Source organism: Kitasatospora sp. NPDC049285 (assembly GCF_040678815.1).
GTDB lineage: Bacteria > Actinomycetota > Actinomycetes > Streptomycetales > Streptomycetaceae > Kitasatospora.
In genome coordinates, this window is record NZ_JBFAQR010000013.1 from 17,077 (window position 1) to 42,026 (window position 24,950).

Sequence of the window (24,950 nt, forward strand, 5' to 3'; positions counted from 1 at the left end):
GGTGGCTGATGGTGCCGGCGCTCCCCCCCGGGGCACCGCTTGCTGACTGACGTGCCGTCAGTTCCGTCGGCTGGCTTCAGTCATAGGCCCCCTCCACGTACCAGCGGCCGCCCTCCACGGTGAGCAGCAGGGCGCGGCCGCCGTCGACCGCGACCTGGATCCTGGCCCGGCGGCGGGCGGTGCGCTGGTCCCACCAGCGTTCGACGGCGGGCCACGGGCCGGTCCAGCCGATCACCGTCAGGGTGCGGCCGTGCAGTTCGACCAGGTGCGGCGCGGCGGACACCTCGGCCCGGCCGTCCACGGTGACCGGCTGCCCGTCGCGGTCCAGGACCGTCACCTGCACCGGGGCGGGCGGCACCACGGACGGCGCCGGGTCCTGCAGCCGGCCGGGCCAGGACGCGTCCGGCGCCGTCGTCCCGCCCGCACCGGTGGCGGACTCGTCCCACGGCAGGCGGACCTGCTGCTCGTCCGGGCCGCGCCCGCCGGCCGGTTCGCCGCGCCGCAGCCCGGCGTAGCCGAGCAGCGACTGCACCCGGGCCACCGCGCGCTCCACCCGGTCCTCCGCGACCGCCTCGCCCCAGAGCGCCAACTGCCGCCCCCGGTCCGGGAACAGGCCGTCCGGGACGAGCCGCAGCACGGTGAAGCCGCCGTCCGCGTCGGTGAACGTCCCCGCGGACTGCCAGGCGCCCAGCTGCCAGCGCACCCGCTCCGCCAGCGCCGCCGCCGACAGCCGCCCCTCGTGCTGCCACAGCCGGGCCGCGGAGCGCCCGCTGACGCAGGCCACCTCCACCGACACCCGCTGGCAGGCCAGGCCGACCCCGGCCAGCCGGGCGTGCAGCTGCTCCGCCAGGGTCCGGCCGACGAACACCAGCGGCTCCGCCAGCTCCTCCGGCGGGTCGAAGACCTGCTCGACCCCGAGGTCCAGCCCCTGGTCCTTGGGGGCGAGCGGACGGGGGTCCAGGCCGCGGGACTGCCGGTGCGCGGCGGTGCCGCCCGGGCCGAACCGGTTGGCCACCGCGTCCGCGGACAGCGCCGCGAACGCCCCGACCGTGTCGATGCCCAGCCGGTGCAGCAGCTCCGCCAACTCCAGGTCGCCCAGCGCCGACACCGGGTACGGCGCCAGGAACTCCGGCGTCCGCCCGGCCGGCACCACCGACTCGACCCGGGCCGCCAGCACCGCGGCGAACAGGCCGTCGGCGATCCCCACCAGCCCGCGGGGCGGCGCGGCCGGCGGCGAACTCGCTTCCGGATATGGCACGTTGATGCCCGGCGGTGCGGCAGGCGGCTCGGCGGGCAGCGGTGCGGCGGGAGTGCCCGGGTCGGGCCGGGAGGTGCCGTCGACCACCGTGAGGGGCGGGGTGCGATCGCCTTCCGGGTCCGTGAACACCTCGCCGACCCAGGCCGGTTCGGCGTCCTCGCCGGTCAGTTCGTCGGCGGGCTGCTCCGCGGGGGCGGGCGCGGTGACCGGCCAGGTCAGGGCGAGCACGGCGGCCACCGCGTCCTGGATCTGCCCGGCCAGCGACTCCTCGCCGCCGAAGTAACGGGCCGGGCCCTTCACCGGGATCGCGCACAGCCCCGGCCGCAGCACCTCCACCCGCGGGGTGAACGCCTCCACCGCCGCGACCACCGGTTCGAACCGCCGCGCCTCCGCCTCCTCGTCGCGGTCCCGCAGCCGCAGCTCCGGGCAGTACCGCTGCGCCAGCCGCAACGGCATGCCGCGCCGGACCCCGGCCGCCCGCGCCGCGTCCGAGGACGCCAGCACCCGGCCGTCCGCCACCACCGCGACCGCGGTCACGTCCCCGCCCGCGGGCGCGGTCGCCACCAGCGGCCAGTCCGGACACCACACCACCAGCACCCGCTGCGCCGTCGCCCCCGGCCCCGCGGCCTCCCCGTCGCGCGACGTCCCCCACAGCGGACCCGCGCCGTCGCGGCTCCAGGGCTTCGGCGGCTTGGGGATCGGAGAGGAGTGTTTCATCAGCTGAGGAGACCGGGATCGGTGGCGGGGCGGACGGGGTGGACGGGGTGGACGGGGTCGAGGGGACCGGGGCGATCGCTCCCGCCACTGCGCGAGGTCGACGACGGCGGCCCCGTCACCGGGCGGCGGCCCGGGTTCGGCCTGACGCCTCGTCGAACCGGTGGCCGGTTCCGGGCCGGCGGGCATGTCAGACCGCCGCCAGGGTCGGGCGGGTGAGGGGGAGGGGGGTTTCGGTGGCGTCGACGGGGCGGGCGGTGCCGTGCTCGTCGGGGAGCCAGAGGTGCGCGGTGCGGGGGCGGGTGGCGGTGCCGCGGCCTTCGGCGACGGCCTCGACCTGGCGGCCGCGCAGTTGGCCGTGCCCGTCGCCGAGGCCGAACCATCGGCCGGTCCGGACGCTCAGGCGCTGCGTCGCACCGGGCCACGGCCCGGCGACCAGCAGCGCGCAGCGGCCGCGGCGCAGGACCGCGGCGAGGCGGGCGGCGAGGGCCGGGGCGACCGGTCCGGTGGGGCGCAGCAGGATCAGGCCGACCGCGCCGGCCAGCGCGGCGACCACCTCGGGCCAGTGCTGCCCGGGGTGGTCGGCGAGCAGCAGGCGGCGCAGGTCGTAGCCGTAGCCGGCCGCGGCGGCCAGGCCGAGTTCGGGCAGTCCGACGGCGGCGGCCCAGCGGCTCGCACCCTGGTGCTCGGGTTCGGTGAACGCGCCGGCGCCGAGGGCGAGCAGCAGTCCGGTGTCGCCGGTGACCGAGACGGCGGTGCCGGGGCGCAGCCCGCCGCCGGGCAGCAGCGGTGCCAGGGCGGGCAGCACGGGCAGCAGCTCCGGCTCGGTCGACGGCGCCGAGGGCTGCGGCGACGACGGCGTCGCGGCGGCCTTCCACCCGGGCAGGGCGGAGACGTTCGGCCGCAGCGGAACCACCGTTCGACCGTCGACTCCGTTACCCACCGTCACGGGGGCAAGCGTTCGAACACGAGCCGCCGGGCGGGCGGGCGCGGCCGGGGCGAAACCGCCGGTCCCGGACAGGTCGAGCGAATCAGGTTCGAACATTTGCACGACTCCAGCATCGAACACTCGTTCGCAAATATTCAAGTCCGAGAATCTGACTGAGCTGCAGAAACACCCGTTCGGCGACGCTCGGTGACGGTCTCAGCGGACGCCGCGCGGGCGGAACTGGATGCTGATCCGCGGGCCGACCGGACGGCTGCTCTTCGGGATCGCGTGCTCCCAGGTGCGCTGGCAGGAGCCGCCCATCACCAGCAGGTCGCCGTGGCCGACCGCACGCCGCAGGACCGGCCCGCCGCCGTACCGGGGCCGCAGCAGCAGCGGCCGCGCCTCCCCCACCGAGACGATCGCCACCATGGTGTCCTCGCGGTCGCCCCGGCCGATCCGGTCGCCGTGCCAGGCCACGCTGTCCCGCCCGTCCCGGTAGTAGCACAGGCCGGCGGTGGCGAACGGCTCCCCCAGCTCGCGCAGGTAGTACCCGCTGAGCGCCTCCCGGGCCCGCCCCAGCACCGGATCCGGCAGCCCGGCCCCCTCCCCGTAGTGCGCCAGCAGCCTGGGCACGTCGACCACCCGGTCGTACATCTCGCGCCGCTCGGCCCGCCACGGCACCCCCACGACCAGCCGTTCGAACAGCAGGTCCGCCCCGCGCACCCACCCCGGCAGCACGTCGATCCACGCCCCCTGCCCCAGCTCCGTCCGCTCCACCCCCGCCAGCGGCCCGAGCCGCACCTCCCCCTCGACCCCCGCGGCATCGAACAGCGAACCCTGCAGCTGGTAGCTCATGGCGCCAGCGTACGCCTTGTTCGAACATCCGTACGATTCACATGGTCGGGTCTTCCCGGTCGACCGGGTTGGCAGCTGCGGCCCGTCCCTGGCCACCAGGTCAAGGAGGTGATGGCCGGGGTGAGCCGCCCCGACCGGCTCCCCGTCACCGTGCAGCCGCGCTGACCGGGCCCGGCAGGGAGTGCGCGGGTGCCGCGGACGGGGTGTGATCCGCCGCCCGCCCGGTCCGGCTGGCTAGAGTCGGGGCGGTGGCGCCCGGGACGGGCGCGGCCGGACGGAGGGATGAGGTTCATGGGCAGCGCGCAGCGGCCGCACGAGGCGGACGGGCACGACCTGATCCGGGTGCACGGGGCCCGGGTGAACAACCTGAAGGACGTCAGCGTGGAGCTGCCGAAGCGGCGGCTGACGGTGTTCACCGGGGTGTCGGGGTCGGGGAAGAGCTCGCTGGTGTTCGGGACGGTCGCGGCGGAGTCGCAGCGCCTGATCAACGAGACGTACAGCGCCTTCGTCCAGGGGTTCATGCCGACGCTGGCCCGCCCGGAGGTGGACGTCCTGGAGGGGCTGACCACCGCGATCATCGTGGACCAGCAGCGGATGGGCGCCGATCCGCGTTCGACCGTCGGCACCGCCACGGACGCCAACGCGATGCTGCGGATCCTGTTCAGCCGGCTCGGCGAGCCGCACATCGGGCCGCCACCGGCGTTCTCGTTCAACGTGCCGACGGTGCACGGCGCCGGGGCGATCACGGTGGAACGCGGCGAGGAGTCGAAGACCGAGAAGCGCACCTACTCGCGGGCGGGCGGCATGTGCCCGCGCTGCGAGGGCCGCGGCTCGGTCTCCGACGTCGACCCGGGGCAGCTCTACGACGAGTCCAAGTCGCTGAACGAGGGCGCGCTGACCATCCCCGGCTACAAGTCGGGCGGCTGGAACTACCGGATGTACACCGAGTCGGGACTCGTCGACCCGGACAAGCCGATCCGGAAGTACACCAAGAGGGAACTGCACGACTTCCTGTACCTCGAACCGACCCGGATGAAGATCGCGGGCATCAACATGACCTACGAGGGCCTGGTGGTGCGCATCCAGCGGTCGATGCTGTCCAAGGACCGGGCCGCGCTGCAGCCGCACATCCGGGAGTTCGTGGACCGCGCGGTCGCCTTCACCACCTGCCCGGATTGCGCGGGCACCCGGCTGAGCGAGGGCGCCCGCTCCTCGAAGGTCGCGGGGATCAGCATCGCCGACGCCTGCGCCCTGCAGATCAGCGATCTGGCGGACTGGGTACGGGAGTTGGACGAGCCGTCGGTGGGACCGCTGCTGGCCTCGCTGCAGCAGACGCTGGACTCGTTCACCGAGATCGGCCTCGGCTACCTCTCGTTGGACCGCCCGGCCGGCACGCTGTCCGGCGGCGAGGCGCAGCGGGTGAAGATGATCCGGCACCTGGGCTCCTCGCTGACCGACGTCACCTACGTCTTCGACGAGCCGACCACCGGCCTGCACCCGCACGACATCCAGCGGATGAACGAGCTGCTGCTGCGGCTGCGCGACAAGGGCAACACGGTGCTGGTGGTGGAGCACAAGCCGGAGACCATCGCGATCGCCGACCACGTGGTGGACCTGGGCCCGGGCGCCGGTTCGGCGGGCGGCGCGGTCTGCTTCGAGGGCAGCGTGGACGGCCTGCGCACCAGCGGCACCATCACCGGCCGGCACTTCGACGACCGCGCCGCGGTGAAGGCCGAAGTCCGCACGCCCACCGGCGTGTTGGAGATCCGCGGGGCGACCGCGCACAACCTTCGGGACGTCGACGTGGACGTGCCGCTCGGCGTGCTCGCCGTGGTGACCGGCGTGGCGGGCTCCGGCAAGAGCTCGCTGGTGCACGGCTCGCTGGTCAACGGCGCGGCGCTGGAAGGGGGTTCGCCGGAGGGCGTGGTGGCGATCGACCAGAGCCCGATCCGCGGTTCGCGGCGCTCCAACCCGGCCACCTACTCGGGGCTGCTGGAGCCGGTCCGCAAGGCCTTCGCCAAGGCGAACGGGGTGAAGCCGGCCCTGTTCAGCGCCAACTCCGAAGGCGCGTGCCCGACCTGCAACGGCGCCGGTGTGGTCTACACCGACCTGGCGATGATGGCCGGGGTGGCCACCGTGTGCGAGGAGTGCGAGGGCAAGCGGTTCCAGGCCGCGGTGCTCGAGTACCGGCTCGGCGGCCGGGACATCAGCGAGGTGCTGGCGATGTCGGTGGACGAGGCGGAGCGGTTCTTCGGCGCCGGTGAGGCCCGCACCCCCGCCGCGCACGCCGTCCTCAAGCGGCTCTCCGACGTCGGCCTCGGCTACCTGACGCTGGGTCAGCCGCTCACCACCCTCTCCGGCGGCGAACGCCAACGCCTCAAGCTGGCCGCCCAGATGGCCGAGAAGGGCGGTATCTACGTGCTGGACGAGCCCACCGCCGGCCTGCACCTCGCCGACGTCGAGCAACTCCTGGGCCTGCTGGACCGGTTGGTCGACTCCGGCAAGTCCGTCATCGTGGTGGAGCACCACCAGGCGGTGATGGCGCACGCCGACTGGATCATCGACCTCGGCCCCGGCGCCGGCCACGACGGCGGCCGGGTCGTCTTCGAGGGCACCCCCGCCGCCCTGATCGCCGACCGCACCACCCTGACCGGACAGCACCTCGCCGGGTACGTCGACACCTGACCGGTCCTCGGCCGACGGACCGTCATCACCCTTGCCCGCTGGGCCCGTTCACTCCTCCACGACCCGCAGCCGGTCGAGGTTCCGGCGGGCCCAGTCGCAGGCGGTGTCCAGCATGCCGAGCAGCGAGCGGCCGAAGTCGGTGAGGGCGTACTCCACGCGCGGCGGGTTCTCGTCGTAGTCGGTGCGGGTGAGCCAGCCCTCGCGCTCCATCGCCCGCAGGGTCTCGGTCAGCACCTTGGCGCTGACGCCGCGCAGCGCGGCCTTCACCTCGGAGAAGCGCCGCGGGCCGTCCTCCAGGCAGCGCAGCACCATGCCGGTCCACTTGTCACCGACCCGGACGGGCATCCGGTGGCCGCAGTCGACGTCGAACCGGTCGGGGTCCAGCGGTGTGGTCATCACCCCACCCTAGAGCCGGTTCCGTTGAAGTAACCGGGGGTCGGCGTCCTACCGTCGGCGGCGTCGGAACGGACGCGGATCCCCGGGAGGGGCCATGGGCAGGATCGTGATCTTCGGTGCGGGCGGACGGGTGGGCGGCGCCGCGGTGGCGGAGGCGGTGCGACGCGGCCACCGGGTGACGGCGGTGGTCCGCGACCCGGCGAAGTACCCGGCGCTGGCGGGGACTTCGGGCGTGACGGTGGTACGCGGCGACGCGACCGACGCCGACGCGGTGGCCGCGGCCGCGGCCGGCCACGACGCGGCGCTGAACGCCTCGGCGCGCCTGGACGTCCCCGCCGCGGAGTACTTCACCGCCACCGCCCGCGCCCTGCTGGACGGCCTGCGCCGGGCCGGAGTGGGCCGGCTGCTGGTGCTGGGCATCGCCACCACGCTGGAGGTCGCACCGGGCACGCGGATCATGGACGACCCGGCCTTCCCCGAGCCGTACCGGGCGTTCTCGCAGGGACACGTCGACGAGTTCGACCTGCTGACCGCCGAGACCACGGGGCCGGACGGGGCGGCCGGGGCCGCCGGGCCGGACTGGCTGATGGTCGTCCCGCCGATGGACCTGAACGCCGAGGCCCCGGTCACCGGCCGGTACGTCGGCGCGGTCGGCGCGGTGGTCGGCACCGGCCGGATCTCGCACGCCGACCTGGCGGTGGCGCTGCTCGACGAGATCGACGCCCCCGCGCACCACGCGGTGCAGTGGGCCGTCTCGCACTGACCCCGCCCTGCCCCGTCGGCCTCCCGCGCCGCCGGGCCGCGGCCATCGGACTGACCGACCGTCAGCCCGCCGGTGTGGCGGCCGCTCGCCGCACCGGCGGGCCGCCTACCGTGGTGGCCTCCCGCCGACCCGAGGAGCCACGGGCATGACCGAAGCCGCCGTCCCCCCGCCCCCGCAGGTGTGGCCGAGCCTGCGGGCCCGCGATGCCAGGGGGCTGATCCGCTTCCTGGTCGAGGCCTTCGGCTTCGAGGAGACCGCGGTGTACGCCGACGAGGAACAGGTGCACCACGCCCAGCTGGCCTGGCCGCCCGGCGGCGGGATCATGCTCGGCTCGGCGAGCGACCGCCCCGACGACCCGTGGCCGCTGCGCCCGGGCACCTTCGGCGCGTACGTGGTCACCGACGACCCGGACGGGCTGTTCCGGCGGGCGGTGGCGGCGGGCGCCGAGGTGACCGCAGAGCCGCACGACACCGACTACGGCTCCCGGGACTTCGCGGTGCGCGACCCGGAGGGCAACCGCTGGTCGTTCGGCACCTACCGCGGCGAGCCGCGCACCTGACCGGCCGGTCCCTGCAGGCCGGTCCGGCCGACGGGTCGGCCTGGTCAGCAGGCTGACCCGCCCGGCCGGTGCGCCGTCCCGGCGTGGTCGGCACGCCGTGGGAGGGTGGAAACGTGAGCCACAGCACAGCACCGCAGCCCGACGCCCTCGCGACGCCGAAGCACTTCGCCCGGACCTGGGCGGAAGCCGACACCCGCACCACTCCGCCGCTGGTCGGCGACGAGCGCGAGATCCTCACCTCCTTCCTCGACTTCCACCGGGAGACCTTCGCCCTCAAGTGCGCGGGGGTGTCCGCCGAGGCCCTGGACGAGCGGGCGGTGCCGCCGTCCGCGCTGACCCTGCACGGGCTGGTGCGGCACCTCGCCGGGGCCGAGCAGTGGTGGTTCGAGACCCAGTTCGCCGGCGAGCCGCGGCCGCCGCTGTACTACTCGGACGAGAACCCCGACCAGGACTTCGAGGGCCTCGACGGCGACTTCGGCGAGGACCTGGAGGTGTGGCGCAAGCAGTGCGACATCTCCCGGCGGATCGTCGCCGGCGCCGGGTCGCTGGACGAGACCGGCATCCACCTGGCGAGCGGGGAGCCGGTGTCGCTGCGCCGGATCCTGGTCCACGTGATCGCCGAGTACGCCCGCCACAACGGGCACGCCGACCTGCTGCGGGAGCGGATCGACGGGGTCACCGGGTACTGAGCGCGGTGCCGGGGGCCGCCCGGGAGGGTTTCCCGGCGGGGGTTGTAGCCTGGTGAGGTGCTTCTTCTCGTCAGTCGTCGCCACGTGGACCTGCTCCGCGTCACGAGCATGTCCTGTCGACGCTCCGGCTGACCTCATCCCCTCCCCCGCCCGGCCGTCCTGACCGCCCGGGCACCCGAACCCCCGGCTCCGCCCGCCGCGCCGCACCAGGCCCGGCCCGCGGAGGGCACCCCCGGCGAGACCCGCCGGCCGCGCCGGGGCCCCGAACCAGCGGACGCACACCATGACGCAGCAGCACCCCACCTCCCTCCCCGTGATCGACCTCTCGCTCGCCGACGGCGGCCCCGAGCAGCGGGCCGTCCTGCACCGCACCCTGCGCGACGCGGCCACCGGGGTCGGGTTCTTCCAGCTCGTCGGCCACGGGGTGACGCGCCGGGAGACCGCCGCGCTCACCGACGCGATGCGCGCCTTCTTCGCCCTCCCCGAGGCCGACCGGCTGGCCGTCAGCAACCTCAACTCCCCGCACTTCCGCGGCTACACCCGGACCGGCGACGAGCGCACCGGCGGCAGCCGCGACTGGCGCGACCAGCTCGACATCGGCACCGAGCTGCCCGCGCACGTCCCCGCGCCCGGCGAGCCCGCCTACTGGTGGCTGGAGGGGCCCAACCAGTGGCCCGCCGCCCTGCCCGAACTGCGCACCGCCGCCCTGCACTGGATCGACCGCCTGAACGGCGTCGCCCACCGCCTGCTGCACGAACTCCTCGCCTCCATCGGCGCCCGCCCCGACTTCTACGACGAGGCCTTCGCCCCCCACCCCCACCTGCACCTCAAGCTCGTCCGCTACCCCGGCACCGCCCCCGACGGCGAGCCGCAGGGCGTCGGCACCCACAAGGACTACGGCTTCATCACCCTGCTCCTCCAGGACACCGTCGGCGGCCTCCAGGTCGAACGCCCCGACGGCACCTTCCTCGACGTCCCCCCGCTGGACGGCGCCTTCGTCGTCAACCTCGGCGAACTCCTCGAAGTCGCCACCGACGGCTACCTCAAGGCCACCAGCCACCGGGTCGTCTCCCCGCCCGCCACCCGCGAGCGCTTCTCCGTCCCCTTCTTCTTCAACCCCCGCCTCGACGCCCACATCGCCCCTCTCGACTTCCCGCACGCCCACCACGCCCCCGGCGCGACCCAGGACCCCGCCAACCCTCTGTATGCGGACTTCGGCGAGAACGAACTCAAGGGATACAGCCGAGCACACCCCGAGGTCACCCGCCGCCACCACCCCGAACTCCTCGCCGTACGCTGACCCGCCCGCCCACGCGTCACTGGTGTGACACCGGAGGGCGGTGTCACACTGGCGGTGTCACAGTGGTGGTGGTGTGAGGGCTGGGGTGCGGATGAGCGGCGGGGAGCTGCGGTTCACGGTGGATGAGCTGGCTGCCCGGGCGGGGGTGACGGTCCGGACCCTGCGGTTCTACGGGGCCAAGGGGTTGCTGCCGCCGCCGGAGTTGGGGCCGCGCCGGGTGGGCGTGTACGGGGCGGTGCACCTGGGGCGGCTGGAGCTGATCGAGGAGTTGCAGCGGCAGGGGCTGACGCTGGCGGCGATCGAGCGCTACCTGGCGCAACTGCCCGAGGACATCGGGTCGTTGGACCTGGCGATCCACCGGGCGCTGGTCGCGTCGTGGACGCCGGAGTCGGCGGAGGAGGCGACCCGGGCGCAGCTGGAGCGGCGGACCGGGCGGGCGCTGTCGGACCGCGACCTGGACTCGCTGGCGGCGATGGGCGCCCTGCACCGCACCGGCGACCCGGAGGTGTTCAAGGTGGAGCCGGGGCTGCTGCCGCTGGGGGTGCGGGTGCTGGACGTGCCGATCCCGCTGGAGACCCTGGTGGCGGCCCGCGCGGTGGTGCGGCTGCACAGCCGGGCGACGGCGCACGACCTGCACCGGCTGTTCCGGGACACGGTGTGGCGCCCGTACCGGGAGAGCGACCCGGGGGCGGACGAGCTGGAGCGGATGAAGGAGCTGACCGACCGGATCCAACCCATGGTGGTGCAGGCCCTGGTGACGGCGTTTCAGCGCTCGCTCGCGGAGGAGCTGGCGGCCCGCCCGGCGGCGGAGTAGCGCGCACCGGACGGGCCGTCGGAGAGGGACTGCCGGCGGGGGTCAGTCGGCGTACCGGCCGCCGCTCTCGGCCAGGGCGACCAGCGAGGCCGGCGGGGTGAAGCGCTCGCCGTAGGCGGCGGCGAGTTCGCGGGCGCGGGCGGTGAAGCCGGCCGGGCCGCCGGGGTAGCCGTTGATGTACTGCAGGACGCCGCCGGTCCAGGCGGGGAAGCCGATGCCGAGGATGGAGCCGATGTTGGCGTCGGCGACCGAGGTGAGGACGTTCTCGTCCAGGCAGCGGACCGAGTCGATGGCCTCGGCGAAGAGCATCCGCTCCTTCATGTCCTCGAACGGGATCTCCGCGCCGGGCTGCGCGAAGTGCTCGCGCAGGCCGGGCCACAGCCGGGTGCGGCGGCCGTCGGCGTAGTCGTAGAAGCCGGCGCCGCCGCTGCGGCCGGGGCGGTCGAACTCGTCGAGCATCCGGTCCATGACGATCTCGCCGGGGTGCGTGTGCCAGGTGCCGCCGGCCTCCTCGACCGCGCGGCGGGACTCGTTGCGGATCTTGCGGGGCAGCGTGAGGGTCAGCTCGTCCAGCAGCGAGAGCACCTTGGCGGGGTAGCCGGCCTGCGCGGCGGCCTGTTCGACGGAGGACGGGTCGAGGCCCTCGCCGACCATCGCGACGCCCTCGTTGATGAACTGGCCGATGACCCGGGAGGTGAAGAAGCCGCGGGAGTCGTTGACCACGATCGGGGTCTTGCGGATCTGCCGGACCAGGTCGAAGGCGCGGGCGAGCGCCTCGTCGCCGCTCTGCGGGCCGCGGATGATCTCCACCAGCGGCATCTTGTCGACCGGGGAGAAGAAGTGCAGGCCGATGAAGTCGGCGGGCCGGTCGACGCCTTCGGCGAGCAGGCCGATCGGCAGCGTGGAGGTGTTGGAGCAGAGCAGCGCGTCGGGGGCGACGACGTGCTGGATCTCCTGGAACACCTTGTGCTTGAGCTCGGGGTTCTCGAACACCGCCTCGATGACGGTGTCGCAGCCGGCCAGCGCGGCGGCGTCGGCGGTGGGGGTGATCCGGGCCAGGAACGCCTCGCGCTCCTCGGCGGTCATCCGGCCGCGGGCCACCTGCTTGTCCAACAGGCCGGCGCTGTAGGCCTTTCCGCGCTCGGCGGCCTCCAGGGTGACGTCCTTGAGCAGCACGGTCAGCCCGGCCTTGGCGCACGAGTACGCGATGCCCGCGCCCATCATGCCGGCGCCCAGCACGGCGACCTTCGACGCCTGCCACGCCGGCACCGAACTCGGGCGGCTGGCACCGGAGTTGACGGCCTGCATGTCGAAGAAGAAGGCCTGGATCATGTTCTTGGAGGTGGGCCCGCAGGCGAGTTCGGTGAAGTACCGGGCCTCGATCTCGAACGCGGTGTCCACGTCGACCTGGGAGCTCTCCACCGCGGCGGCCAGGATGTTGCGCGGCGCCGGGTAGGGCGCGCCGTTCAGCTGCTTGCGCAGGTTGGCCGGGAAGGCGGGCAGGTTGGCGGCGAACGCGGGGGTGCTGGGGGTGCCGCCGGGGATCTTGTACCCCCGGACGTCCCACGGCTGGACGGCGGTCGGGTTGGCCGCCACGAAGGCCCGCGCCTTGGCGATCATCTCGTCGGCGTCGGCGGCGAGTTCGTGCACCAGCCCGTTGGCGAGGGCCTGCGCCGGACGGTACTGCTGACCCTGCAGCAGCACCTTCAGCAGGGCGTCGGCGATGCCGAGCATCCGCACGGTACGGACCACGCCGCCGCCGCCGGGGAGCAGGCCGAGGGTGACCTCGGGCAGGCCGATCTTGCTGCCGGGGGCGGCCAGGGCGATCCGGTGGTGGCAGGCGAGGGCGATCTCCAGGCCGCCGCCGAGCGCGGCGCCGTTGATCGCGGCGACCACCGGCTTGCCCAGCGTCTCCAGCCTGCGCAGCGCCCGCTTGATCCGCATCGAGTTGGTGAAGACCCGGGCGGCGTCCTCGGGCCGGGCGGCGGAGAGCAGCTTGAGGTCACCGCCGGCGAAGAAGGTCTTCTTCGCCGAGGTGATGATGACGCCGGTCAACTCCTCGGTGGCGGCGAGCCGTTCGACCGTCGCCTCGAGGGCGTCGGTGAACGCGGCGTTCATCGTGTTGGCGGACTGGGCGGGGTCGTCGAGGACGAGGGTGACCACGCCGTCCTGGTCCTGCTCCCAGCGGATGGGGCTCACGTCAGTCATGTGATGGAAGTCCTTGGAAGAGTCCGAGAGTTGGCGGGTGATCAGATACGCTCGATGACGGTGGCGATGCCCATGCCGCCGCCGACGCAGAGGGTGGCCAGGCCGTAGCGCAGGTCGCGGCGCTCCAACTCGTCGACCAGGGTGCCGATCAGCATCGCACCGGTGGCGCCGAGCGGGTGGCCGAGCGCGATCGCGCCGCCGTTGACGTTCACCTGGTCGTGCCGGAAGCCGAGTTCGCGGATGAAGCGCAGCGCGACGGCGGCGAAGGCCTCGTTGATCTCCACCAGGTCGATGTCGGCGGCGGTGAGGCCGGCCTTGGCGAGGGCCTTGCGGGTGGCGGGGGCCGGGCCGGTGAGCATGATGGTCGGCTCGGAGCCGGTGACCGCGGCGGAGACGATCCGGGCGCGCGGCGTGAGCCCGTACCGCTCGCCGACCTCCCGCGAGCCGATGGCGACCAGCGCGGCACCGTCGACGATGCCGGAGGAGTTGCCGGCGTGGTGGACGTGGTCGATGGACTCCACCCAGTGGTACTTCTGCAGCGCGACGGCGTCGAAGCCGCCGAGGTCGCCGATGTCCGCGAAGGAGGGCTTGAGGGCGGCCAGGCTCTCCACCGTGGTGCCGGGGCGGATGAACTCGTCGCGCGCCAGCACGGTCAGGCCGTTGCGGTCGAGGACCGGGACGACCGAGCGGTCGAACAGACCGTCGGCCTGGGCCTTGGCGGCGCGGGCCTGGGACTCGGCGGCGAAGGCGTCCACGTCGGTGCGGCTGAAGCCCTCGATGGTGGCGATCAGGTCGGCGCCGACGCCCTGCGGGATGAACGAGGTCTCGTAGGAGGTCATCGGGTCGGCGAACCAGGCGCCGCCGTCGGAGCCCATCTTGACCCGGGACATCGACTCGACGCCGCCGGCCAGGATCAGGTCCTCCCAGCCGGAGCGGACCTTCGCCGCGGCCAGGTTGACCGCCTCCAGACCGGAGGCGCAGAAGCGGTTCTCCTGCACGCCGGCCACGGTGTCGGGCAGTCCGGCGGCGATCGCCGCGACCCGGGCGATGTCGGAGCCCTGGTCGCCGATCGGGCTGACCACGCCGAGCACGATGTCGTCGATGGCGGCCGGGTCCAGGCTCGGGAAGCGGCGGCGGATTTCGTGGATCAGGCCGACCACCAGGTCGATCGGCTTGGTGCCGTGCAGGGAGCCGGTCTGCTTGCCGCGTCCGCGCGGCGTGCGGATCGCGTCGTAGACGTACGCTTCGGTGGTCACGGTGTCGGTGCCTTTCGCAGGTCAGCGGTTGCAGGTCAGCGGTTGCGGGTCAGCGGTGGATCGGGGGTTCAGCCGAGCAGCGAGCGGCCGATGATCTCTTTCATGATCTCGGTGGTTCCACCGTAGATGGTCTGGACGCGGCCGTCGGTGAACGCCCGCGCGACCGCGCTGTCGCTCATGTACCCGGAGCCGCCGTGCAGTTGCAGGCAGCGGTCGGCGGTGCGCTTCTGCAGCTCGGTGGCCCACCACTTGGCCATCGAGGCGTCCACCGGGGTCAGCGCGTACCGGTTGTGCTCCAGGATGCAGCGGTCCACGAAGGTGCGGGTGACGGCGCACTCGGTGGCGAGTTCGGCGATCTCGAAGCGCACGTGCTGCAGCTTGCCGAGCGGCCGGCCGAAGGCGGTGCGCTGCTTGACGTACGCGGTGGTCTCCTCGACCAGGTACTCGGCTCCGGCGATCGCGGCGACCGCGATGGCGAGGCGCTCCTGGGCGAGGTTGCGCATCAGGTAGAGGAAGCCCTGGTTCTCCTCGCCGAGCAGGTTGGCCTTCGGCACCCGCACGTCCTGGAAGAACAACTCGGCGGTGTCCTGGGCCTTCTGGCCGATCTTGTCGAGGTTGCGGCCGCGCTCGAAGCCCGGCGTGCCGCGCTCGACCACCAGCAGGCTGAGGCCGTGCGCGCCGCCCTCCGCGGTGGTCCTGGCGACCACCACCACCAGGTCGGCGAGGATGCCGTTGGAGATGAAGGTCTTGGCGCCGTTGAGCAGGTAGTGGTCGCCGGCGTCGACCGCGGTGGTGCGGATCGCCTGCAGGTCGGAGCCGGTGTCCGGCTCGGTCATGGCGATCGCCGTGATCAGCTCGCCGGTGCAGAAGCCGGGCAGCCAGCGCTGCCGCTGCTCCTCGGTGGCCAGGCCGGTCAGGTAGGGGCCGATGATGTCGTTGTGCAGGCCAATGGCGAGGCCGCTGGCCCCGGCGCGGACGAACTCCTCGGCCAGCACCGCGGCGAACCGGAAGTCCGGGGTGCCTCCGCCGCCGTACCGCTCGTCGACCGCCAGGCCCAGCAGGCCCGCCCGTCCGGCGGCCAGCCAGGCGGAGCGGTCGACGATGCCGGCCCGCTCCCAGCGGTCGTGGTGCGGGGTGACCTCCTTGGCGAGGAAGGCCCGGACGGTCTCCCGGAAGTCCTCGTGTTCCTCGGTGTAGAGCTCGCGCTGCACGGGCGGCACGGTCCTTTCGGGTCAGGGGCTTGGCGTCGGTCAGGTGGGCTCAGGCCGGTCAGCTCGGAGCGGTTCGGGTCAGGTGGGCTCGGGCCGGTCAGGTGGCTTCGGGCCGGAGGGCTTCGAGTCCCGGGACGGCCCAGTCGCGGGCCACCTCGGCGGTGTGCGCGCCGGGCCGGGCGGGCGGGGTGCGCAGCCGGCCGGGGGTGGCGGACAGCCGCGGGGCGACGCCGGGCTGTACGACGCCGTCGTGCTCGGTGTAACTGCCGCGGGCCGCCAGGTGCGGGTGGACGGCGGCCTGACGCATCGTCAGCACCGGTGCCACGCAGGCGTCGCGACCCTCGAAGACGGTGCTCCACTCGGCCTGGGTGCGGGTGGCGAAGCGGGCGGCGATCCGCTCCCGCAGCTCCGGCCAGCGGGCCAGGTCGTACTGGGCGGGGGCGTCGGCGCCGAGTTCCAGCAGGCGGGCGAACTCGGCGTAGAACTGCGGCTCCAGCGCGCCGACGGCCATCCAGCGGTCGTCCGCGGTGCGGAACACGCCGTACCAGGGGGCGCCGCCGTCCAGCAGGTTGACGCCGCGGGCGTCGTGCCACTGGCCGGCCGCGAGCAGGCCCCAGAGCAGGGTGGACAGGTGGGCGGCGCCGTCCACGATGGCGGCATCCACCACCTGGCCGGTGCCGGTGGTGCGGGCGTGGTGCAGGGCGGCGAGCAGGCCGACCACCAGGTAGAGCGAGCCGCCCGCGTAGTCGCCGAGCAGGTTGGCGGGGACGGCCGGGGGGCCGTCGGCGGGGCCGATCATGCCGAGCAGGCCGGAGGTCGCGAGGTAGCCGATGTCGTGTCCGGCGCTGGCGGCGAGCGGGCCCTGCTGGCCCCAGCCGGTCATCCGGCCGTACACCAGGGCGGGGTTGCGGGCCAGGCAGGCGTCCGGTCCGACGCCCAGTCGCTCGGCCACGCCGGGGCGGTAGCCCTCGATCAACAGGTCGGCGCGGGCGGCGAGTTCGAGGACCAGGCCGGGGCCCTCGGGGGACTTCAGGTCGACCGTGACCGAGCGCTTGTTGCGGTTGGTCAGGTCGTACTCGGGAGCCGGGCCGAGCGCGGCGCCGCCGGGGCGGTCGACCCGCACCACGTCGGCGCCCAGGTCGGCGAGGAGCATCGCGGCGAACGGGCCCGGGCCGATCCCGGCGAGTTCCAGCACCCGTACGCCCGCCAGCGGGCCGCCGGCCGCGGGCTGCGCGGCATCGCGGGTCATCGGTCGCCTCCCAGGTTTGACAGTAAAGCTGTCACAGTGGCGATGATAGGGATGCAACTCGCCGGTAACAAGGGCCCGCGAGCCGGGAATCCAGCGCCGCGCCGGGGCGCTGCACGATCATGGGAGCAGCGCCGAACCGGGAGGGACCTCCGTCATGCTCGACCACGACACCGCCGTACTCGACGACCCGGTGGGCGCGTCGCTGCGCGGCGCCCACGCCCACCTGGCCCGCCGCCGCGGCGGCGCCCTGAGCTACCTGCCCGAGGTGGCGAGCTTCTCCTCCACCGGCACCGCGCCGGACGCCGCGGCCTGGGACGACCTGGCCGCGCTGCTCGGCCCGGGCGAGTTCGCCGACCTGTTCAGCTGCCCCGCGCCGCCGCCCCCGCACTGGGAGCCCGAGTTCACGCTCGACGGGCTGCAGCTGACCGGCCCCGCCGAGGTCCGGCCGCCCGCCGGGGCCGACGGCCTGGTCGAACTCGGCGCCGCCGACGTCCCCGAGATGCTCGACCTGGTCGCCCGCACCCGGCCAGGGCCGTTCCGCCCGCGCACCGCCGAACTCGGCGGCTACCTCGGCGTCCGCGAGCACGGCGCGCTGGTCGCGATGGCCGGCGAGCGGCTGCGCCCGCCCGGCTGGACCGAGATCAGCGCCGTCTGCACCGCCCCCGAGGCCCGCGGCCGCGGACACGCCGCCCGCCTGGTCGCCGAACTCGCCGCCCGGATCACCGCCCGCGGCGAACGCCCATTCCTGCACGTCGCCGCCGCCAACAGCGGCGCGCTCGCGCTGTACCGGCGGCTCGGCTTCGAGGTCCGGCGGCCGGTGGTCTTCCGCGGCTTCCGCACCCCGGGCACCGCCGCCGGGTAGCGGCGACCCGAGGGGCCGGTGCAGCGAGGGTCGGCGACGCCAGGTCCGAGGCCGCGACCGCCAGCCCTTGCCCCGTCCGGTGCCGCGGGCGGATCCTGGGAGCCTGTGGCGTCCCGGCCGGGCGAGCCCGCGCGACCGGGCGGCAGCGAGAGGTGATCCGCCATGCAGAACCACTGGGTCGTCGACCTGAACTTCGACGAGGACGAGAGCCGCACCACCTGCACCGCCAAGCTGAGCGGCTTCAGCGCGCCCGGCGCGGAGGGCACGGGCACCGCGCGACGCAATCCCACCGACGACGCCGACAGCGTCATCGGCGAGGAACTGGCCGCCGCCCGGGCCTGCTCCGACCTCGCCCACCAGCTGATCGGCCAGGCCGCCACCGGCATCGAGAACCGCACCCACAACCCGGCGCACCTGGCGCTCTGACCTACGCGCCGGCCGCCGCCGCACCCGGACGGTGATCTTCCACGCCGCCGTACCGGCGGGTAGAGTGCGTCGATCCGTCGTGCCCACGGGGGGCACCGTCGAGCGAACCGGTGACCGCACATGACCGCCTGGACCCGTCCCGCCCTGTGGTGGCGCCTCGCCATCGCGCTGTCCGCGTTCCTCGGACTGGTGCTCAGCAACAGCTCGCTGGTGTACTTCACCATCCAGAGCAACGTCATCGTGCTCGGCTACTTCCTCGGCGCCGCCTACTGGATGGTCAAGCGGAACACCTCCGACGGGCCCGCGCCGCGGCTGCGCGGCGCCGCCGTCCTGTACATCACCATCACCGGCATCGTCGCCCACGTGCTGCTCAACCACGGCGAGAACCCGCTGCCCGGCCTGGTCTCCGGCCCGGACCGCCTGCAGCACTGGTCCAGCTTCTTCCTGCACTACACCACCCCGCTGATGGTGCTCGCCGACTGGCTGGTGCTCTCCCCCCGCAACGCCTCCCGCTGGCGCGACCTCCCGCTCTGGCTGTCCTTCCCGCTCGGCTACGCCCTCCTCACCGAGGCCCGCGCCATCGCCTTCCCCGACTTCCCCGTCCGCTACCCCTACTTCTTCCTCGACCCCACCGACCACGGCTACGGCTGGGTCGGCCTCCAGATCGCCCAACTCACCGTCGAGTTCATCATCCTGGCCACCCTCGTCGTGGCCCTCGACCGCCTCGGCACCACCCTCCGCACCCGCCTCACCCCCCACCCGGCCGAGGCTTCCTGACGGGTCGTCAGCGCGCGGCGCCCATGGTGCGGGAGACGCGGGTGGCGGTGGCGGCGACGGTGGGGCCGAGGTCGCGGACGCGGGCGGCGGTGATGCGGGAGGTGAGGGCGGAGACCGAGATGGCGCCGATGACGGTGTGGTTGTGGTCGAAGACGGGGGCGGCGATGCAGCGGACCTCGGGTTCGTTCTCGCGGTCGTCGACGGCGTAGCCGCGGGTGCGGATGCGGGTGAGCTCGGCCCGCAGGGCGTTCGCGGAGGTGAGGGTGCGGGTGGTGATGGCGGGCAGGCCGGCGGCGACCACCGCGCCGAGGACGTCCTCGGGCATCCAGGCGAGCATCGCCTTGCCGACGGCGGTGCAGTACATCGGGGCGCGGCTGCCGATCCGGGAGGCCATCCGCACGGCGGTCTCGTTCTCGACCTTGTCGACGTAGACCACGTACGGGGCGTCGGGGACGCACAGGTGGACGGTGCCGCCGACCTCGCGCATCAGCTGGTGGGCCTCCTCGGAGGCGGCGGTGCGCAGGTCGAGCGTGGCGAGGTAGGCCTGGCCGAGCCGGAGCGCGCCGGGGCCGAGCCGGTAGTGGCCGGAGTCCCGGTCGCGGGCGAGCAGTTGGGCGTCGACCAGCGGCGCTGCGAGCCGCAGCACGGTGGACTTCGACATGCCGAGGCCGTCGGCGAGCGCGGTGAGGCTGAGGTCGGCGCCCGCGTGGTCCCGGACGTGGTCGCGCACGTGTTCCAGGACGGCCAGGGCGCGGCGCAGCGACGCGGACTGGTTGCGCTCGGGGCGTTCGGCGCCCCGGTCCGCGGGGGTGTCGGCGGCGGTGCTGGTCATGGGGTGTGACGGTACGGCCTGCACGGGCTCCCGTGCCAGTTCCGCGGAACCTCGTTGTGCAGTGCACAACTTTCGCGATTGGCTCTTGTCGCCGTGCCCGGCGGCTTTCTAACGTCCCGCTCACACCGATCCCCCACTGCATGTCCCGTTTTGTGACGTGCAGGTGCGTCCCGCCTGTGGCGAGGAGATGTGAGTTGAGCATGAAGAAGCTGGCCCGTGGAGCCGCCCTGGCCGTGCTGGCGGGCACCGTGGCGACCGCCTGCGCCCCGGGTACCGCGAAGAGCACCTCGTCGGAGGACAAGCAGACCGGCACCGTGAAGGTGTGGCTGTACGACGAGGCGAACCGCGCCCCCAAGGAGCAGGTGGTGGCACAGGCGATCGCCGACTTCAAGGCGCAGCACTCGGGCGTGGACGTGCAGGTCAGCTACATCCCGACCGACGCGGGCCCGCGCGCCGAGAAGATGAAGGGCGCGTTCAACGACCCGGCCTCCGCCCCGGACGTGGTGGAGTTCGGCAACACCGACCTGTTCGGCTACACCGCCTCCGGCGGCCTGGCCGACATCACCGCCGACCTGGCGAACTGGGCCGAGGGCAAGGACCTGCCGCAGGACCTGAAGGACACCGCGGTGGTGGACGGCAGGACCTACGGCCTGCCGTGGTGGCTGGGCGTCCGTGCGCTGTACTACCGCACCGACCTGTTCGGCGAGTTGGGCCTGCAGGCGCCCACCAGCTACGCCGAGCTGAAGTCCGCGGCGGAGAAGGTCCGGGCCGCCCACGGCGACCTGCAGGGCATCGCGGTCGGCGGCAAGTACACCTTCGGCGCGCTGCCGTTCGTCTGGGCGGCGGGCGGCGACCTGGCCACCGCGAAGGGCGGGGCGTACACCGCGTCGATCGACTCGGAGAAGTCGCAGGCGGGCGTGAAGGCGTACACCGACCTGTTCTCGGACGCGATCTGTCCGGCCCAGCAGTGCGCGGACCTGACCGGCGGCAAGACGGTGGAGTCGTTCGCCGCCGGCAAGGCCGGCATGGCGATCCTGCCGAACTCCTCGCGCAGCGCGGTGGAGGCGGGCGCCGCGAAGGGCAAGTACGCGATCGTGCCGCTGCCGGGCACCGCGGCCGGGTCGATCGCCCCGGCGTTCTCCGGCGGCAACGACCTGGGCGTCATGAAGTCCACCCAGCACCGCAGCCTGGCGGTCGACTTCATCAAGGTGCTGGCGGACAAGAAGAACCAGCTGGCGCTCTTCGACGCGATGGGCAACCTGCCGACGCTCTCCTCGGCCCGCGCCGAGGTGGTGCAGAAGCAGCCGTGGCTGAAGCCGTTCACGGACACCATCGCGGCGGGCACCAAGTTCGTCCCGAAGGACGCCGCCTGGGCCAGGATCGACGCCCAGGCCGTGGTGCCGACCCTGCTGCAGAAGGTGATCACCGGCAAGGCCGACGTGGCCGGCGCGAGCAAGGAGGCGGCGACCGCGATGAATTCCGCCTTCAGCGCCAAGTAGCCGTCAGTCGCCCCACCACCACCCGATCATCCGTCAACCGAGAAGAAGCGACGGGAAGTTGTCGATGTCTGCCACGACCGTCTCCACCCGGGCGGACCAGGGTGACGCCCCGGTCCGCCCGGTGAAGGGCCGCCGCGCCGCCGGGCGGCTCGCCCGGATCCCCGCCCCGCTGTGGCTGCTGCTGCCGGCCGCGCTGGTGCTGATCCCGCTGTTCGGCTATCCGCTGTACCAGCTGGGCCTGCTCTCGGTGCTGAAGTTCGGTCAGCCGCAGGCCTCCGGCGGGGTGCCCGCCGAGTTCGTCGGGCTGCGGAACTACACCGAGGTGCTGGGCGACCGGCAGTTCTGGTCGGTGCTCGGCCAGACCCTGGGCTTCGCCGCGTTCTGCGTGGTCGCCACCCTGGTGGTCGGCGCGGTCTGCGCGGTGCTGCTCACCCGGGTCGGGAAGTGGCCCCGGCTGATGCTGATGTTCGGCGCGCTCGGCGCCTGGGCGGCGCCCGCCATGACCGGCTCCACGGTGTGGATGTTCCTGCTGGACACCAACACCGGCCTGGTCAACGAGGCGCTCGGCACCCAGGGCCACAACTGGATGTACGACAAGTGGTCGGCGTTCGCGATGGTCGCGGTCGTGGTGGTCTGGCACAGCTTCCCGTTCGTGATGATCACCCTGTACGCGGGCATCCAGGCCATCCCGGACTCGGTCCTGGAGGCCGCCCGCCTCGACGGCGCGGGCACCGTCACCGTGTTCCGCAGGATCATGCTGCCGATGCTGCGGCCGCTGCTGGTCATCGTGGTGATCCAGTCGGTGATCTGGGACTTCAAGGTCTTCACCCAGATCTACGTGATGACCGGGGGCGGCGGCATCGCCGGCCAGAACCTGGTGCTCAACGTGTACGCCTACCAGAAGGCCTTCGTGGCGGAGAACTACAGCCTGGGCGCGGCGATCGGCGTGCTGATGACGCTGATCCTGCTCGCCGTCACCGCCCTGTACATCCGCACCCTGCGGCGTTCCGGGGAGGAACTGTGATCGGCAAGCGTGACAACCGGGTGCTGCGGCACGGCGCCGACACCGCCGCGGTGGTGATCGCCCTGCTCACCGTCTTCCCGCTGTACTGGATGGTGCTCTCGGCGCTGAAGCCGAAGGGCGAGATCACCTCCGCGCACCCGCGGCCGTGGACCTTCGCGCCGACCCTGGAGAACTTCCGCAACGCGCTGGGGGTCTCCGGGTTCGCCCGCTACTTCGCCAACAGCCTGCTGGTGGCGGTGGTCGTGGTGGTGCTCTCCGCGGCGGTGGCGTTCCTGGCGGCGGTGGCGCTGTCCCGGTTCAGGTTCCGGTTCCGGACCACCGTCCTGATCATGTTCCTGGTGGCCCAGATGGTGCCGGTCGAGGCGCTGACCATTCCGCTGTTCTTCCTGGTCCGCGACCTCGGCACGGTCGCCCCGGGCTTCGGCCTGTCCTCCCTGGGCTCGCTGATGCTGGTGAACCTGGCGTTCTCGCTGCCCTTCGCGGTGTGGATGCTGCGCGGCTTCGTCGCCGCCGTGCCGGAGTCGCTGGAGGAGGCCGCCCGGATCGACGGCGCGAGCCGGTTCACCATCCTGTGGCGGATCCTGTTCCCGCTGGTCGCCCCCGGCCTCGCGGCGACCAGCGTGTTCTCCTTCATCACCGCCTGGAACGACTTCGTCTTCGCCAAGACGCTGATCCTGGACACCGACCACCAGACCCTGCCGGCCGCGCTGCTGGTCTTCTTCAAGCCGGACGAGAACGACTGGGGCGGCATCATGGCGGCCTCCACCCTGATGACCGTGCCGGTGCTGGTCTTCTTCGTGCTGGTGCAGCGTCACATGGTGTCCGGCCTCGGCGGCGCGGTGAAGGACTGACGGGCCGGGCCGGCAGGCTGACGGACCGTCGGCCGGTCAGCCCCGCGCCCAGGCGGCGAACGCCTCGTGGAAGTCGGGAAAGGTCTTGCGCACGCACCCGGGGTCGTCGAAGGTGATCCCGGGCGTGCGCAGTCCGGCGACCGCGAAGGACATCACGATGCGGTGGTCGCCGTGGGTGGCGATCTCCGCCGCCTTCGGCGTTCCCGGGCGGATCTCGATCCAGTCCCGCCCGGTCGCCACGTCGACGCCGAGCCGGCGCAGGTTCTCCGCGCAGGCGTCCAGCCGGTCGCACTCCTTGACCCGGGTGTTGTAGACGTCCTCGATCCGGATCGGCCCGGAGGCGAACGGCGCGATCGCCGCCAGCGTCGGCATGGTGTCGGAGATGTCCCGCATGTTGACGGTCCCGCCGGTCAGCGTCCCGCCGGTGACCGTGGTGGAGTCCGCCCCGACCTCCACCTTCGCGCCGAGCCGCTCCAGCACCTCCACGAACCGCAGGTCCCCCTGCAGGGCGTCCCGCCCCAGACCCGGAACGGTCACCTCACGGCCCGTCAGCGCGGCGGCGGCGAAGAAGTACGAGGCGGTGGAGGCGTCCGGCTCGACGGGGTAGCGGACCGCCGTGTAGCCGCCCGGCGGGACGGTGAAGACCGAGCCCTCCCGGACCACCTGCACGCCGAAGCTGCGCATCATCGCCAGGGTGATCTCGATGTACGGCGCGGAGACCAGGTCGGTGACGGTGATCCGCAGGCCGGTGCGGGTCAGCGGGCCGAGCAGCAGCAGCGCCGTCAGGTACTGCGAGGACAGGCCCGCGTCCAGCGTCACCTCGCCGCCCTCGACGCCGTTCGCGCGGATGCTCAGCGGGTGGTGGCCGTCGCTGCCGTGGTGCTCCAACTCCACGCCGAGGGCCTTGAGCGCCCCGGTCAGCGGGCCGAGCGGGCGGCGGCGCATCTGCTCGGAGGCGTCGAAGTGGAAGGTGCCGTGCCCGGCGGCGGCCAGCGTCGGCAGGAACCGCGCGGTGGTCGCCCCGTCCCGGCAGTACACGCTCGCCCCGTCGACGGCCGGGCCCTGCGGGCGGCCGGTGATCCGCCACTCCCGCTCGCCGCGCTCCACCTGGTAGCCGAGGGCCAGCAGTCCCTCCGCGAAGCCCTCGGTGTCGTCCGAGCGCAGCGGCCGCACCAGCGTGGTCACCCCGTCGGCGGCGGCGGCCAGGAACAGCGCACGCGCGGTGACCGACTTCGAACCGGGGATCTCGACGGGAGTCACGGGGACGCTCCAGGCGCGACGGGAACAGGGCGCCCCGATCCTGCCCGGCCCGCGCGGGCCCGCGCCGGAGCGTCTTACGGGTTGGACAGGGCGGGCGGTGCCAGGATGGGAGCAGCACACCCCTCGTCTCGTCCCGTCCGGGAGCAGGTCATGAGCCGCGACTACTACTTCCACCGCGAGTACGCCGGGTGTTCGGTCACCGTGGGGGTGTACCTGGGGACGGCCCGGGCGGTCGAGCTGCTGGTGGACGGCCACGAGGTGGGCCGGGAGCAGGTGGCGGGGCACCACGAGCAGGTGTCCGTCCTGCACACCACGCTGCCCACCGACCCGCCGCAGCCGGTGTCCGTCGAGGCGGCGCTGCCCGCGGCGATGCGCGGCGACCCGGAGTGCACCCTGGTCGCGGCGGGCGAGCGGCTGCCGATGCCGCAGCGGCCGATGCCCCACCGGGCACGGCCGACCGAGGAGTCCTGGTACCACTGACCCGGCGAAGGCATGCGGGTACGGCGGGATGAGTAGCTGACGTCCGATCAATTC

24 protein-coding genes are annotated in these 24,950 nt (G+C 73.5%); 14 read left to right on the forward strand and 10 right to left on the reverse strand.

The genetic code is table 11. The annotated features are described in order from the left end of the window. Window positions 1-76: 76 nt before the first annotated feature. The 3 genes from AB0K51_RS11625 to AB0K51_RS11635 form a co-directional block, all read right to left on the reverse strand. On the reverse strand, window positions 77-1,975 hold the full coding sequence (locus AB0K51_RS11625; RefSeq protein ID WP_363453177.1) for a DNA polymerase Y family protein: 1,899 nt from the start codon (window positions 1,973-1,975) through the stop codon (window positions 77-79). A gap of 187 nt (window positions 1,976-2,162) precedes the next feature. Beyond that, window positions 2,163-2,888, reverse strand: coding sequence for a hypothetical protein (locus AB0K51_RS11630; protein WP_363453179.1), 726 nt, complete (start codon window positions 2,886-2,888; stop codon window positions 2,163-2,165). 228 nt (window positions 2,889-3,116) lie between these two features. Then, window positions 3,117-3,755: an alpha-ketoglutarate-dependent dioxygenase AlkB gene (locus AB0K51_RS11635; protein WP_363453181.1), complete on the reverse strand. Its 639-nt coding sequence runs from the start codon at window positions 3,753-3,755 to the stop codon at window positions 3,117-3,119. Window positions 3,756-4,046: 291 nt separating this feature from the next. Between AB0K51_RS11635 and AB0K51_RS11640 the strand changes: the two genes are divergently transcribed. After that, window positions 4,047-6,440, forward strand: a complete 2,394-nt coding sequence (locus tag AB0K51_RS11640) for an excinuclease ABC subunit UvrA (protein WP_363453183.1) — start codon at window positions 4,047-4,049, stop codon at window positions 6,438-6,440. 48 nt (window positions 6,441-6,488) lie between these two features. On the opposite strand, the gene AB0K51_RS11645 is transcribed toward AB0K51_RS11640, so the two are convergent. Next, complete coding sequence (locus AB0K51_RS11645) at window positions 6,489-6,836, reverse strand: helix-turn-helix domain-containing protein (RefSeq protein ID WP_363453185.1); 348 nt, start codon at window positions 6,834-6,836, stop codon at window positions 6,489-6,491. 94 nt (window positions 6,837-6,930) lie between these two features. Here AB0K51_RS11645 and AB0K51_RS11650 point away from each other — a divergent pair, with 94 nt between their 5' ends. The 6 genes from AB0K51_RS11650 (at window position 6,931) to AB0K51_RS11675 (ending at window position 10,961) form a co-directional block, all read left to right on the forward strand. Beyond that, entirely contained in the window at window positions 6,931-7,599 is a 669-nt protein-coding gene (locus AB0K51_RS11650) for an NAD(P)H-binding protein (protein WP_363453187.1), read from the forward strand. Window positions 7,600-7,744: 145 nt separating this feature from the next. After that, on the forward strand, window positions 7,745-8,158 hold the full coding sequence (locus AB0K51_RS11655) for a VOC family protein (protein ID WP_363453189.1): 414 nt from the start codon (window positions 7,745-7,747) through the stop codon (window positions 8,156-8,158). Window positions 8,159-8,271: 113 nt separating this feature from the next. Beyond that, complete coding sequence (locus tag AB0K51_RS11660) at window positions 8,272-8,847, forward strand: DinB family protein (RefSeq protein ID WP_363453191.1); 576 nt, start codon at window positions 8,272-8,274, stop codon at window positions 8,845-8,847. 57 nt (window positions 8,848-8,904) lie between these two features. Beyond that, window positions 8,905-8,979 carry a putative leader peptide gene (locus tag AB0K51_RS11665; protein WP_354644872.1) on the forward strand — a complete coding sequence of 25 codons (75 nt, stop codon included), beginning with the start codon at window positions 8,905-8,907 and terminating at the stop codon, window positions 8,977-8,979. 151 nt (window positions 8,980-9,130) lie between these two features. Then, window positions 9,131-10,147 carry a 2-oxoglutarate and iron-dependent oxygenase domain-containing protein gene (locus AB0K51_RS11670; protein ID WP_363453193.1) on the forward strand — a complete coding sequence of 339 codons (1,017 nt, stop codon included), beginning with the start codon at window positions 9,131-9,133 and terminating at the stop codon, window positions 10,145-10,147. 91 nt (window positions 10,148-10,238) lie between these two features. Next, window positions 10,239-10,961 (forward strand): MerR family transcriptional regulator, encoded by a 723-nt coding sequence (locus AB0K51_RS11675; protein WP_363453195.1) that lies wholly within the window; start codon window positions 10,239-10,241, stop codon window positions 10,959-10,961. A gap of 42 nt (window positions 10,962-11,003) precedes the next feature. Here AB0K51_RS11675 and AB0K51_RS11680 read toward each other — a convergent pair whose 3' ends face one another. The 4 genes from AB0K51_RS11680 to AB0K51_RS11695 all read right to left on the reverse strand — a co-directional run bounded on the left by AB0K51_RS11680 (window position 11,004) and on the right by AB0K51_RS11695 (window position 16,885). Then, a complete protein-coding gene (locus tag AB0K51_RS11680; protein ID WP_363453197.1) occupies window positions 11,004-13,169 on the reverse strand; it encodes a 3-hydroxyacyl-CoA dehydrogenase NAD-binding domain-containing protein in 2,166 nt (721 codons plus the stop codon). A gap of 41 nt (window positions 13,170-13,210) precedes the next feature. Continuing rightward, on the reverse strand, window positions 13,211-14,425 hold the full coding sequence (locus tag AB0K51_RS11685) for an acetyl-CoA C-acetyltransferase (protein WP_363453199.1): 1,215 nt from the start codon (window positions 14,423-14,425) through the stop codon (window positions 13,211-13,213). 68 nt (window positions 14,426-14,493) lie between these two features. Further along, complete coding sequence (locus AB0K51_RS11690) at window positions 14,494-15,636, reverse strand: acyl-CoA dehydrogenase family protein (protein ID WP_363453201.1); 1,143 nt, start codon at window positions 15,634-15,636, stop codon at window positions 14,494-14,496. A 97-nt stretch (window positions 15,637-15,733) separates the two neighbouring features. Next, window positions 15,734-16,885 (reverse strand): CaiB/BaiF CoA-transferase family protein, encoded by a 1,152-nt coding sequence (locus tag AB0K51_RS11695; RefSeq protein ID WP_363453203.1) that lies wholly within the window; start codon window positions 16,883-16,885, stop codon window positions 15,734-15,736. Between the two features lie 154 nt (window positions 16,886-17,039). Between AB0K51_RS11695 and AB0K51_RS11700 the strand changes: the two genes are divergently transcribed. The 3 genes from AB0K51_RS11700 to AB0K51_RS11710 all read left to right on the forward strand — a co-directional run bounded on the left by AB0K51_RS11700 (window position 17,040) and on the right by AB0K51_RS11710 (window position 18,950). Continuing rightward, a complete protein-coding gene (locus AB0K51_RS11700; RefSeq protein WP_363453205.1) occupies window positions 17,040-17,747 on the forward strand; it encodes a GNAT family N-acetyltransferase in 708 nt (235 codons plus the stop codon). Between the two features lie 162 nt (window positions 17,748-17,909). Continuing rightward, window positions 17,910-18,173 (forward strand): DUF1876 domain-containing protein, encoded by a 264-nt coding sequence (locus AB0K51_RS11705; protein WP_363453207.1) that lies wholly within the window; start codon window positions 17,910-17,912, stop codon window positions 18,171-18,173. A gap of 120 nt (window positions 18,174-18,293) precedes the next feature. After that, complete coding sequence (locus AB0K51_RS11710) at window positions 18,294-18,950, forward strand: Pr6Pr family membrane protein (RefSeq protein ID WP_363453209.1); 657 nt, start codon at window positions 18,294-18,296, stop codon at window positions 18,948-18,950. A gap of 7 nt (window positions 18,951-18,957) precedes the next feature. Here AB0K51_RS11710 and AB0K51_RS11715 read toward each other — a convergent pair whose 3' ends face one another. Next, window positions 18,958-19,782: an IclR family transcriptional regulator gene (locus AB0K51_RS11715; RefSeq protein ID WP_363453211.1), complete on the reverse strand. Its 825-nt coding sequence runs from the start codon at window positions 19,780-19,782 to the stop codon at window positions 18,958-18,960. 200 nt (window positions 19,783-19,982) lie between these two features. Here AB0K51_RS11715 and AB0K51_RS11720 point away from each other — a divergent pair, with 200 nt between their 5' ends. The 3 genes from AB0K51_RS11720 (at window position 19,983) to AB0K51_RS11730 (ending at window position 23,156) form a co-directional block, all read left to right on the forward strand. Then, window positions 19,983-21,281, forward strand: a complete 1,299-nt coding sequence (locus tag AB0K51_RS11720) for an extracellular solute-binding protein (protein ID WP_363453349.1) — start codon at window positions 19,983-19,985, stop codon at window positions 21,279-21,281. Window positions 21,282-21,345: 64 nt separating this feature from the next. Beyond that, entirely contained in the window at window positions 21,346-22,305 is a 960-nt protein-coding gene (locus AB0K51_RS11725) for a sugar ABC transporter permease (protein ID WP_363453213.1), read from the forward strand. Beyond that, window positions 22,302-23,156 (forward strand): carbohydrate ABC transporter permease, encoded by an 855-nt coding sequence (locus tag AB0K51_RS11730; protein WP_363453215.1) that lies wholly within the window; start codon window positions 22,302-22,304, stop codon window positions 23,154-23,156. Before AB0K51_RS11725 ends, AB0K51_RS11730 begins: the two co-directional genes overlap by 4 nt. A 36-nt stretch (window positions 23,157-23,192) precedes the next feature. Here AB0K51_RS11730 and aroA read toward each other — a convergent pair whose 3' ends face one another. Continuing rightward, on the reverse strand, window positions 23,193-24,416 hold the full coding sequence (aroA, locus tag AB0K51_RS11735) for a 3-phosphoshikimate 1-carboxyvinyltransferase (protein ID WP_363453217.1): 1,224 nt from the start codon (window positions 24,414-24,416) through the stop codon (window positions 23,193-23,195). A gap of 150 nt (window positions 24,417-24,566) precedes the next feature. On the opposite strand from aroA, the gene AB0K51_RS11740 reads away from it, so the two are divergent. After that, window positions 24,567-24,896: a hypothetical protein gene (locus tag AB0K51_RS11740; RefSeq protein ID WP_363453219.1), complete on the forward strand. Its 330-nt coding sequence runs from the start codon at window positions 24,567-24,569 to the stop codon at window positions 24,894-24,896. Window positions 24,897-24,950: the final 54 nt, after the last annotated feature.